Origin of the sequence: Nocardioides sp. (assembly GCF_035481145.1) — a bacterium.
In the GTDB taxonomy this organism is placed as follows: domain Bacteria; phylum Actinomycetota; class Actinomycetes; order Propionibacteriales; family Nocardioidaceae; genus Nocardioides.
Genome location: NZ_DATIHB010000076.1, coordinates 20,025 through 30,955 on the forward strand (window position 1 = coordinate 20,025; position 10,931 = coordinate 30,955).

12 protein-coding genes are annotated in these 10,931 nt (G+C 73.6%); 9 read left to right on the plus strand and 3 right to left on the minus strand.

Features of this window, described 5'->3' with window-relative positions:
* Positions 1–133 precede the first annotated feature (133 nt).
* Positions 134–658 (plus strand): HPP family protein, encoded by a 525-nt coding sequence (locus VLF38_RS06725; RefSeq protein WP_325270507.1) that lies wholly within the window; start codon positions 134–136, stop codon positions 656–658.
* A 77-nt stretch (positions 659–735) separates the two neighbouring features.
* Entirely contained in the window at positions 736–1,323 is a 588-nt protein-coding gene (locus VLF38_RS06730) for an adenylate kinase (protein WP_325270508.1), read from the plus strand.
* Positions 1,324–1,409: 86 nt separating this feature from the next.
* On the opposite strand, the gene VLF38_RS06735 is transcribed toward VLF38_RS06730, so the two are convergent.
* Both VLF38_RS06735 and VLF38_RS06740 read right to left on the minus strand, forming a co-directional pair.
* Positions 1,410–3,257, minus strand: coding sequence for an NAD(P)/FAD-dependent oxidoreductase (locus VLF38_RS06735; protein ID WP_325270509.1), 1,848 nt, complete (start codon positions 3,255–3,257; stop codon positions 1,410–1,412).
* A 118-nt stretch (positions 3,258–3,375) separates the two neighbouring features.
* On the minus strand, positions 3,376–4,182 hold the full coding sequence (locus tag VLF38_RS06740) for a class I SAM-dependent methyltransferase (RefSeq protein ID WP_325270510.1): 807 nt from the start codon (positions 4,180–4,182) through the stop codon (positions 3,376–3,378).
* A gap of 62 nt (positions 4,183–4,244) precedes the next feature.
* Here VLF38_RS06740 and VLF38_RS06745 point away from each other — a divergent pair, with 62 nt between their 5' ends.
* Positions 4,245–4,970, plus strand: coding sequence for an oxidoreductase (locus tag VLF38_RS06745; RefSeq protein WP_325270511.1), 726 nt, complete (start codon positions 4,245–4,247; stop codon positions 4,968–4,970).
* 379 nt (positions 4,971–5,349) lie between these two features.
* Here the strand turns inward: VLF38_RS06745 and VLF38_RS06750 are convergent, their stop codons facing one another.
* The gene (locus VLF38_RS06750) at positions 5,350–6,153 is read right to left on the minus strand and encodes an HAD family hydrolase (RefSeq protein ID WP_325270512.1); all 804 of its coding nucleotides are present in this window, start codon (positions 6,151–6,153) and stop codon (positions 5,350–5,352) included.
* A gap of 162 nt (positions 6,154–6,315) precedes the next feature.
* On the opposite strand from VLF38_RS06750, the gene ssd reads away from it, so the two are divergent.
* The 6 genes from ssd (at position 6,316) to VLF38_RS06780 (ending at position 10,807) form a co-directional block, all read left to right on the plus strand.
* Positions 6,316–7,344, plus strand: a complete 1,029-nt coding sequence (ssd, locus tag VLF38_RS06755; protein WP_325270513.1) for a septum site-determining protein Ssd — start codon at positions 6,316–6,318, stop codon at positions 7,342–7,344.
* A 1-nt stretch (position 7,345) separates the two neighbouring features.
* Positions 7,346–8,506, plus strand: a complete 1,161-nt coding sequence (locus VLF38_RS06760; RefSeq protein WP_325270514.1) for a TadA family conjugal transfer-associated ATPase — start codon at positions 7,346–7,348, stop codon at positions 8,504–8,506.
* Positions 8,503–9,366 (plus strand): type II secretion system F family protein, encoded by an 864-nt coding sequence (locus VLF38_RS06765; RefSeq protein ID WP_325270515.1) that lies wholly within the window; start codon positions 8,503–8,505, stop codon positions 9,364–9,366. Before VLF38_RS06760 ends, VLF38_RS06765 begins: the two co-directional genes overlap by 4 nt.
* The gene (locus tag VLF38_RS06770; RefSeq protein WP_325270516.1) at positions 9,363–10,100 is read left to right on the plus strand and encodes a type II secretion system F family protein; all 738 of its coding nucleotides are present in this window, start codon (positions 9,363–9,365) and stop codon (positions 10,098–10,100) included. The genes VLF38_RS06765 and VLF38_RS06770 overlap by 4 nt, the downstream gene beginning before the upstream one ends.
* 132 nt (positions 10,101–10,232) lie before the next feature.
* Positions 10,233–10,403 carry a DUF4244 domain-containing protein gene (locus tag VLF38_RS06775; protein WP_325270517.1) on the plus strand — a complete coding sequence of 57 codons (171 nt, stop codon included), beginning with the start codon at positions 10,233–10,235 and terminating at the stop codon, positions 10,401–10,403.
* 44 nt (positions 10,404–10,447) lie between these two features.
* Positions 10,448–10,807: a TadE family type IV pilus minor pilin gene (locus VLF38_RS06780; protein WP_325270518.1), complete on the plus strand. Its 360-nt coding sequence runs from the start codon at positions 10,448–10,450 to the stop codon at positions 10,805–10,807.
* The last annotated feature ends 124 nt before the right edge of the window (positions 10,808–10,931 follow it).

A 10,931-nucleotide genomic window follows, 5' to 3' on the forward strand; every position in this document is an offset into this window, starting at 1 on the left:
CCTGCGACCGGGCTGCTCTTGCCCCTCTCCGATCGGGCGGGGCCGGTAGCCGTTCCGGACGGTCCCTCACGGCCTCACGGCGACCTACCGTCGAGCCGTCCCTCCCCGTTCACCGCGTCCATGAGGAGGTTGCATGCGCCACCGGGCGAACCGTCCGCTCACCCACGCCGAGCTGCCGCTGGCCTGCGCCGGCACCTTCCTGGCGATCCTCGCCGTGGCCGCTCCCGCAGCCATGCTCGACCTCGACTCGTCAGCGACCCTGATGCTGATCGGCTCCTTCGGGTCGACCGCGATCCTGCTCTTCGGCCAGCCCCACGGGGTGCACAGCACCGGACGCGCCGTGCTCGGTGGCCAGGTGGTCTCGGCCGTCGTCGGCGTCACCTGCCAGGCCCTGGTCGGTACGCCGCTGCTCGGCGCCGCAGCGGCGGTCACCCTCGCCCTCGGGCTGATGCACGTCACCGGCACCATGCACGCACCCGGCGGGGCGACCGCGCTGCTCGCGGTGACCGGCGGGCCGTCGGTCCACGCACTGGGCTTCGGCTACGTGCTCGCGCCGGTCGCGCTCGGCGTCACGCTGATGCTGGCGGTGCGGTCGGCGATGGCCCGGCTCGCCCGGCGAGCTGCCGGGGCCGACGCTCCGCGCACCGGTGCAACCTGAGTGCAGCGGGAGTGTTCCTAGCCTCAGGCGGTCCGGCCCGTTCTTCCATCGCCGGCTCCCGACTGAAAGGCCTCCGCATGCGTCTCCTCCTCATGGGTCCTCCCGGTGCCGGCAAGGGCACCCAGGCCGCGAACATCGCGCTCCGCTTCGGGATACCTGCGATCTCCACGGGCGACATCTTCCGCGCGAACGTCGCGGACGAGACGCCGCTCGGCGTCGCCGCCCGCCGCTACATGGACGCCGGTGAGTACGTGCCCGACGAGATCACCAACGCCATGGTCGCTGACCGGATCGTCCGCGACGACTGCCGCGACGGCTTCCTGCTGGACGGGTACCCGCGCACGCAGCGCCAGGTCGCGGAGCTCGACGGCATCCTGTCCCTGGCCGGTTCCCGCCTCGACGCGGTCGTCCTGCTCGAGGCCGACACCGAGGAGCTGGTCCAGCGCCTGCTCCGGCGTGCGGAGGAGCAGGGCCGCGCGGACGACACCGAGCACGTCATCCGCCGCCGCCTCGAGGTGTACGCCGCAGAGACAGCGCCGCTCGCGGCCCACTACACCGAGCGCGGACTGCTCGACGCCGTCGACGGTCTGGGCGCGGTCGACGAGGTGGCAGAGCGGATCCTTCGCGCCCTCGCGGAGAGGTCGAAGGCCGCAAGCCGGGCGTGACCCGGTGACACGCCGGGCCGCGCCGTGTGCGGGCATGCGAAAGGGGCCGTCCCAGCGCCAGAGCGCAGGGACGGCCCCTCGTCACGTCACTTCACGTGGTGCACCGGAGCCAGGTCGAAGACCGGGGTGTCGATGCCGACCGCGCGAGCCTTCAGCTGCAGCGCCAGGTAGAGCGAGTAGTGGCGCGACTGGTGGAGGTTGCCGCCGTGGAACCAGAGGTTCTCCACCTGGGTGGGCTTCCACATGTTGCGCTGCTCGCCCTCCCACGGACCCGGGTCCTTGGTGGTGTCGGAGCCGAGGCCCCACACCTTGCCGATCCGGTCCGCGACCTCGGGGCTGATCAGGTCGGCGGCCCAGCCGTTCATCGAGCCGTAGCCGGTGGCGTAGACGACGAGGTCGGCCTCGAGCTCGGTGCCGTCCTCCAGCACCACGCTCTTCTCGGTGAGGTGGTCGACGTTGCCGTGCGCGAGCTTCACCTCACCGTCCGCGACCAGCTCCGCGGCGCCCACGTCGATGTAGTAGCCGGAGCCGCGGCGCAGGTACTTCATGAAGAGGCCAGAGCCGTCGTCTCCCCAGTCGAGGTCGAAGCCGGCCCGCTCCATCCGGTCGTAGAACTCCTTGTCACGCTCCTTCATCTGCTCGTAGAGCGGGATCTGGAACTCGTGCATGATCCGGTACGGGAGCGACGCGAAGACCAGGTCGGCCTTCTCCGTCGTCATGCCGGCCGCGAGCGCGCGCTCGGAGTAGAGGTCGCCCAGGCCGATGTCCATGAGGGTGTCGCTCTTGACGATGTGGGTCGAGCTCCGCTGGACCATCGTGACGTCCGCGCCGTGCTCCCACAGCGCGCCGCAGATGTCGAACGCCGAGTTGTTGGAGCCGATCACGACGCACTTCTTGCCGGCGTACGCGTCCGGGCCGGGGTGCTGCGAGGAGTGGTGCTGCTCGCCGCGGAAGACGTCCTGGCCGGGGAAGACCGGCACGTTCGCCTTGCCGCTCATGCCCGTCGCCAGCACCACGTGCTTCGGCTTCAGCGTCATCGGCTGGCCGTCGCGCTCGATCTCGACGGTCCACTCGCCGGCGGCCTCGTCGTACGACGCGCTGGTCGCGGTGGTCGAGGACCAGTAGGGGACCTCCATGACCTTCGTGTAGGACTCCAGCCAGTCGGCGACCTTGTCCTTCGGCGCAAAGACCGGCCAGTTCTCGGGGAACTTCAGGTACGGCAGGTGGTCGTACCAGACCGGGTCGTGGAGGCAGAGCGACTTGTAGCGGCTCCGCCACTGGTCACCGGGCCGGGCGTAGCGGTCGATCACCAGTGCGGGTACGTCGAGCTGCCGCAGGCGGGCACCGAGCGCGATGCCGCCCTGCCCGCCGCCGATGACCAGCACGAACGGCTGCGTCGTCACGCCGAGCGCGGCGTCCTCGGCCTGACGCTTCTCCAGCCAGGTCACGCGCTCCTTGTTGGCGCCGTGCTCGGCGCCGGCGGGCCGGCGGTCGCGCAGCGGCTCCTCGTGGCCCTTGAGCTCGTAGAGGGTGGTGAGGAAGGTCCAGGCCTTGTCGGTGGCGTCCTCGTCGGCGCGGAGGCGCAGGAGCCCGCGGCCACGGCCGACCGCCGTCTCGAAGGTGAACCACGCGGTCACCACTCCGTCGCCCTCGGTCGGCGGCTCGCTGGTCGCGAAGCTGCTCGGCGCCGCCTGGCCCAGGGTGCTCTCGAGCAGGCGGGCGACACCCTCGGGGTTCTCGACGGTGGTGATGTTCCAGCTGAACGCGACCAGGTCGCGCCAGTAGCTCGTGGTGGCGAAGAGGGCTGCGGCAGCCGCGATGTCGCGGGTGACGAGAGCCCTCTCGAACGCAGCGAACCAGCGGTCCGCGCGCTCCTGCGGGCCGGCCGCCTCGGTCGGGGCGGTCCCGGTCTCGGGCTCCAGGGTCTGTGTCATGGCTCCTCCTTCACAGTGGGTCTGTGAAGCAGGACACACCCGGCGTTGCGGTGGCCGACAGGGTTGCACCGGGTTGCGACCCGGGAGGGCGCCGTCGGACCGCTGCGGGGCCGTTGGGTCAGCGGAAGTCGATCAGCAGGCCGTCGTCGTCGGGCTCGGTGGAGCCGGCGGAGCTGCCGGAGCCGGGGGCCCCGGCCCCGTCGTCGCTGCCCTCGTCGACCACGGTGCCCTCGCGCGGAGGCACGGACCACGGGTGCTCGATGACCCCGGCGCGGAAGCAGTGCGCGATCTGCGGCAGCTGCATCCCGTCCGGCCCACGGCCGTAGTCGTCGTAGAGAGCGCGTACGTCGTCGAGCAGGCGCTCCTGGGCGGCGGGGTCCATCCGCGCGACGCGGGGATCGAGCAGGGCGACCGTGCACAGCGCCTCCCGGTCGACCGTCGACCAGTGCCGGAAGGTGTCGGCGTCGACGAAGCCGAACTTCGTCGAGCGCACGATCGACTCGGGCGTCTCGGGGTCGGCCGCCTGCTCCCCGAGCAGCCGGGCGAACTTCCGCACCCAGGGGATCTTCGTGTCGAGGGCCTCCACCACGACCGCCACGTGGCCGCCGGGACGCAGGACGCGCGAGAACTCCGTCAGCGCCGCCTCCTCGTCGTACGTGGGGAAGTTGCGGCAGACGACGACGTCGACCGAGGCGTCGACGTTCGGCAGGCGCTCGGCCGTGGCTGCCGAGGTGCGCAGCCCGGGGAAGCGCGTGGCGAGGCGCTCGACTGCGTCCGCGCTCGGGTCGGTGGCGTGGACGTCGTGGCCCAGCGCGACCAGCTGCTCCGTCAGGGAGCCGTCGCCGGCACCGATCTCGAGGACGGACTTCTGGTCGTGACCGACCAGCCAGACCACGGCTGCTTCGGGGTACGTCGTCGCGCTCATCTCCTCGAGGCTACTAGAGGCCGACACTCCCCAGAGGGTGCCGCGTGAGAGGATTTCGCCTCGTGACCGTGGACCCACTCGCATCGCTCGCCAGCCTGGAGGGCGTGCCCTCCGCCTTCGCCTCGAGCCGTGACGGCGTCGACGCGCTGCTGCGTGACCGGGGCCTGCGCAAGACCTCGCCGGAGCTCACCGGCGAGTCGCTGTTGCGCGGTGCCTGGGCGTCGGCGGTGCTCGAGGGCTCGGCGGCGTCGATGGAGGACGTGCGGGCGGGCACGGGTGACGAGATCGCCGCGGCGGCGGTCCGGGTGTCGACGGAGCTCCTCTCGCTGGTCCCGGTCCTGAAGCGCTCGCCGCTGCAGGCCTTCGCCCGGATCCACGCGCTCGCCGGCCTCGGCTCCGTGCCTGCCGAGGACCTCGGCCGGCCGCGCTCGGCCGAGGCCGCGGCGGGTCTGCAGACCCTCTCCGCGCGCCTGCTCGCGCCGAGCACGGCGCCTGCGATGCTCGTCGCCGCGATCGTCCACGCCGACCTGGCGACGTCGGTGCCTTTTGCGAGTCACAACGGGATCGTCGCGCGCGCAGCCGAGCGGCTGGTCCTCGTCGCGCGTGGTGTCGACGAGAAGTCGTTGCTCGTGCCGGAGGAGGGCCACCGCTTCTTCCGCGCGGAGTACGAGTCGAACCTGCGCGCCTATGCCCACGCGGCCGGTGTCTCCGGCGTCCACTCGTGGCTGCTGTACGCCGCCGAGGCGTACGCCAAGGGCGCCGAGGCGTCACCGGTGAAGGCGAAGTAGCTCGCGAGTCGAGCCTGTCGAGACCGACGGAGCTGGTCAGAACATGCGAGCGGCACCGGTCTTCGAAGAGCCCCGGTGCCGCCGCTGACACGTGATGCGCAATGGGTTACCAAGCGTGCATGGTCAATTGCTGGCTCGGCACTTCGGCCGCTCGCTCAGCGCCCTGTTAAGAAGGGTGAGTCGCCGCGTGGGTACCCGGCTCACGTGCTGCTCTGGAGTTGTCTGACTCCATGTGTACGCCGCATTCCGGGCGACTTCAAGGGTTGACCTTTGGCGCCCGGAGGCGCATGGTTCGGCCCGCTCCGCGCGGTGCCCGCGGGTGGCCGGAAAGGCGCGCGTCGGCGAAGCGGAACTCGGCGTACGGACCGCTCGGTGCGGCTCAGACGGCGCGGTTGCGGCGGTGGTTGAAGACGATCGCACCGCCCACGGCGACGGCGCCGCCGACCGCGAGTGCGGCCAGCGTGGGCTTCGCCGGGGGGAGGTTCATGCGGCGCTGGAGGGCGACGGGCTTGCTGAAGACCAGCACCGGCCAGCCTTCCTTGATCGCCAGCTTGCGCAGCTCCTTGTCGGGGTTGACCGCGTAGCCGTGGCCGACGGCGCCGAGCATGGGAGCGTCCGTGATCGAGTCGCTGTAGGCGTAGCAGCGCGCCAGGTCGTAGCCCCGCTCCTCGGCGAGCTCGCGGATCGCCGCGGCCTTGGTCGGACCGTAGGCGTAGTAGTCGATCTCGCCGGTGTACTTGCCGTCCTCGACCTTGAGCCGCGTCGCGACCACGTGATCGGCGCCGAGCATGGTGCCGATCGGCTCGACGAGCTCCGAGCCGGAGGTGGAGACGATGATGACGTCGCGGCCGGCGGCATGGTGCTCCTCGATGAGGGAGACCGCCTCGTCGTAGACCATCGGGTCGACGATGTTGTGCAGCGTGTCGCGCACGATCTCCTGGACGGTCGCGACCGGCCAGCCCTTCACGAGCTCGGACATGAAGGCCCGCAGCTTCTCCATCTGGTCGTGGTCCGCCCCACCGACGAGATACATGAACTGCGCGTAGGCGCCGCGCAGCATCACGCGCCGCGAGATCAGGCCCCCGGCCTGGAACTTGCGGTTGAACGCGAGCGCGCTCGACTTGGCGATGATCGTCTTGTCGAGGTCGAAGAAGGCGGCCTGGCGGCGCCCCGTGGCGGACATGTCACCGAGTCTAGGTGGGTTCCCCGGGTGGATGGCGAGATTTGCTCTCCGGTCGGTCGCTGACCGGCCCGCTCTTCGTCCACAGCGCCCGGAGGCGCGCCCCTCTCCCCAGCCGTACGCCGCGGGGTCGCCGCGGGCGGCCGTCCCGGCGAGGGTCGGCTCATGGAGATGCCACTGATCGTGACCCGGGACGAGCCGCTGACCGAGGAGCTGCTCCGGCTCGCGGCCGCGGCCGGTGTGGTGCCCGAGGTCGCTGTCGACGCAGGGCAGGCGCTGCGCTCGTGGCGCGGAGCCTCGCTCGTGCTGGTCGGCGTCGACCTCGCGGCGGGGGTCGCGGCGCTGGCTCCGCCACGGCGTACGGGCGTGCACGTCGTGGGGCGTGACGGCGTGCCCGACGTGGCCTTCCGGCACGCGGTCACGCTCGGTGCGTCGCAGGTGATCGAGCTGCCGGGGTCGGGTGACTGGCTCCTCGACGTGCTCGCGGATGCGACGGACGGGCAGCGTGCCGCGGCGACCACCGTCGCGGTCCTCGGAGGCTCCGGGGGTGCAGGTGCGACGACCCTCGCCTGCGCCCTCGGTCTCGTCGCGGGCGCACGTGGGCCGGCGTGCCTGCTCGACGTCGACCCGCTCGGGCCGGGGGTCGACCGCGTGCTCGGCTTCGACCGGCTCGACGGCGCCCGCTGGGGTGCGCTCGAGCAGACGACCGGGCGGTTGGGGTCGCAGTCACTGCGCGACGCCCTGCCGCGCCGAGGCGGGCTCGGGGTGCTGACCTGGGCGGCCGGCGCACGGTCGGCGCCGCAGGCATTCGCCGTGCGCGAGGCGCTGTCAGCCGCGAGCAGGGGGCACGAGGTCGTGGTCGCGGACCTGGCTCGTTCGGGGTCATTGTCGAGCGAGGTCGCCGGGCGGGCCGACGCGGTGCTCGTCGTGGTCCGTCCGTCGCTGCCCGGCCTCGCTGCCGCCGCTCGTGTCGTCTCCGGCTTGCCGACGGCGGCGCGCATCGGCGTCGTCGTGCGCGGCCGGGCGGAGCCGCGGGCAGTCGCGCAGGTGGTCGGTGCTCAGGTCGTGGCGTCGATGACCGACCAGCGGGGCCTCGACGAGGCCGTCGACCTCGGGCGTGGGCCGGTCTGGAGCCAGAGGAGCGTCCTGGCGCGCACGGCGCGGGAGGCCCTCGGCTGGTGCGCGGAGGCCTGAGGTGGTCGCCGACGAGCTGGTCGAGGAGGTCCGGGCGCACGTGGCGCGCACCGGCGTTGCGATCACCCCACACGCGGTCGCCGAGGCGCTGCGCCTCGCTGGCCGGCCCGTGGGCGACGCCACCGTTCTGGCGGTGCACGAGGCGCTCCGCGCGGAGTCGGTCGGGTTGGGTCCGCTCGAGTCGCTGCTGCGGCTACCCGGGGTGACCGACATCCTGGTCAACGGTCCGCAGGAGGTCTGGTTCGATCGCGGCGAAGGTCTGGAGCGTGCGGATCCGTCGTCCGGCTTCGCCTCCGTGGGCTTCGCCGACGAGGCAGGGGTGCGCCGCTTCGCGCAGCGGCTCGCCGCCGCTGGGGGCCGCCGGCTCGACGACGCCTCGCCGACCGTCGACGTGCGGCTGCCCGACGGCGTGCGGTGCCACGCGGTCCTCGCGCCCGTGGCGCGTCCGGGCACGGTGGTCTCCCTGCGGGTGCCGCACCGGCTCGGTCTCTCCCTCGACGACCTCGCCGCGCGGGGCGCCCTCTCGCCCGACGGCCTGCGGCTCGTCCGGCGACTGCTCGCCTCCCGGGTCGCGTTCCTCGTCAGCGGAGGCACGGGCACGGGCAAGACGACACTGCTCGGAGCGATGCTCGCGGCCGTCGACCCTGCGGAGCGCCTCGTCGTGGTCGAGGACGCCGCCGAGCTCGAGCCGTCCCATCCCCACGTCGTCGCACTCGAGGCCAGGCCCGCCAACCTCGAGGGGGTCGGCGAGGTCCCGCTCCGTGCGCTGGTCCGGCAGGCGCTGCGGATGCGCCCCGATCGCCTCGTCGTGGGCGAGGTGCGCGGGGGCGAAGTGGTCGACCTCCTCGCTGCCCTCAACACCGGCCACGACGGCGGCTGCGGCACGCTCCACGCCAACTCCGCCGCAGACGTGCCCACGCGGATCGAGGCGCTCGCCCTGGCTGCCGGTCTGGGCCGCGAGGCGACCCACAGCCAGCTTGCCTCCGCGATCGGCGCGGTGCTGCACCTGACGCGCGTCCCCGTGCGTCGGCTGGTCGAGATCGGGGTGCCGTTGCGCGACGCATCCGGCCTGGTCCGGATCGAGACGGCCGTCCGCTTCGACGCGGACGGCGGTGCAGCCGAGGGTCCGGCCGTCGACCTGCTCCTGGAGCGGCTGCGGTGACGCCGCTCGTCGTCGCCGCCGTGGCCGCAGCCTGCGCGGCGGCGCTGCTGTGGCCGGCGAGGCCCGCGGTTCCGCGGGCCAGGTCGCGGCGTTGGCCCCGCGGCCCCGTGGCCGTCATCGTCGCGGCACGGGGTCCGGTCGCGGCTGCCGCCGTCGTCTGGCTGACCGGTGTCCGTCTGGGCGTCTGGCCTGACGGTGCCACGGTGCTCGCCGCAGGCGGGCGGTTCGCGGGCCCGATCGCGCTGGTCGGCCTGATGGCCGGTGGCGGATGGTGGCTCCGTCGGCGGTCGACCGCCCGGCGGGTCCGTGCCACCCGGGGTGCTGCGGTGCTCGCGCTCTGCGAGGACCTCGCCGGCGACCTCGCCGCGGGCGCGGCCCCTGGTGTCGCCCTCGCGCGCGCTGCTCGGCGCTGGCCGGAGTTCGCGGCACCGTCGACCGCGCACCGGCTCGGTGGTTCGGTGCCGTCCGCCTGGCGCGCGCTCGCAGCCTTTCCGGGTGCGGGCGACCTGCACGTCGTGGCGGCCGCATGGCAGGTCGCGGAGCGCACCGGCGCTGGGCTGGCCGAGGCCCTGGCGGGCGTCGCAGCGGGCATCCGCGAGCAGCAGCGCACCCGGCGCCTCGTCGCCTCCGAGCTCGCCTCGGCCCGCGCCACCGCGCGCCTGATGGCTGCGCTGCCGCTGCTCACCCTCGCCGTCGGGTCGGGTGCCGGGGATCCGGTCGGCTTCCTGCTCGGCACCCCGATCGGGCTGGCCTGCGCGGCTGCCGGCGTGGCCCTCGCGCTCGGCGGTGTCGGGTGGATCGAGGCGATCGCCTCCGGTCTCGAGCGCGACGCCGCCTGGCAGCCCGGGCCGCGGTCATGAGCGGCTGGACGGTCCTTGCGGCTCTGGCGACTGCGGCCGCCGTGGGTCTGGCCGTTGCGGTGCCGTCTGAGCGCCGGCTCGCGCGCCTTCTCGCTCCGGCCGACCCGAGTGGCCCGCACATCGACCGACGTGGGCCTCTCCGCCGGTTCCGGGCGCCGCTCGCCCTGCTGGCCGGTTCAGCAGGCCTCACGCTCCTCGACGGTCGGGCGGGCGCCGCCCTCGCCGTGGCGGTGAGCGTCGGGGTCTGGACCCTCTGCACCCGCGCCGAGCCACCCGGCGTACGTCGCGAGCGTGAGGCCGTGCGCCGGGGGCTGCCGCACGTCACCCGCCTCCTGGCCGTCGTGCTCGCGAGCGGACAGTCGGTCGCCGCAGCACTCGGAGTGGTGGCGGAGGCGCTTCCGGGTCCGGCGTCGGCGCCGTTGGGCCGGGCGCGCTCGTCCCTCGAGGTGGGGGTCCCGCCCGAAACGGTGTGGGCCGACCTGGCTGCCGCACCGGGGCTCGAGCCGCTGGGCCGGGCCTTCGCGCGCGCTTCCGAGAGCGGGGCCCGCGTCGTCGACACCGTCGCCCGGCTCGCCGAGCACCTCGCCGCCGAGGACCGTGCCGGCGTCGAGGACCGCGCCCGCACGGTCGGCATCCGCGCGGCGGTCCCGCTGGGCCTCTGCCTGCTTCCGGCGTTCCTGCTGCTCGGCATCGTGCCGGTCGTGGCGGCCGCGCTGGGAGCGCTGCGGTGGTGACCCGTTTTCCTCCACAGCCGTGGTGGAGGAGCGCTTCTCCACTGCCGAGGGGCCGCGGGCCACGCGCGGCCTGCTCGACGACGACCGTGGAGTGACCGGGGCGCACCGCGCCCCACGACGAGAGGAGTCCAGATGAAGACGACACGCGACGAGCGGGGCATCACGACAGCGGAGTACGCCGTGGGCACGGCGGCCGGTGCGGGCCTGGCGGGCGTGCTCTACCAGCTGGTGACGGGCGGCTTCGGCGACCAGATGCTGCGGATGCTCTTCGACCACGTGCTCGGCTTGCTGGGCATCGGATGAGGAGGCATCGGCTGCTGGCCATCTCCCGTGAGGAGCGCGGTGCCGTGACGGCTGAGGCGGCGCTGGCGATGCCGGTGCTCGCCGCGGTCACCCTCGCGCTCGTCTGGATGCTGGGGCTTGCGGTGGCCCAGGTGCGGGTCACCGACGCTGCGCGCGAAGCGGCCCGGGCGGTGGCGCGCGGCGACCCGGTCGAGGAGGCGGTGGCGCTCGCCCGCATCGCGGCACCGGGAGCCGACGTGGAGATCGACACCGGGGGAGAGCGGGTCCGGGTGCGCGTGGTGCGCACGGTCCGTCCGCCGGGTGACCTGCTCGGTGATCTCGGAGGTGCCCGGATCGAGGCGACCGCGGAGGCGCTGGCTGAGGGCGTCACCACCGAGGGGGCTGTTGCTGAGGCGGCGCCGTGAGCCGGCAGGACGAGCGCGGCACGGCGACGGTGGCGGTGCTGGCCCTCATCGGAGTGGTGCTCCTCGTCGCGGGCGCCGCAGCGACGCTCCTCGGAGCGGTCGTGGCCCATCGTCAGGCGCAGGC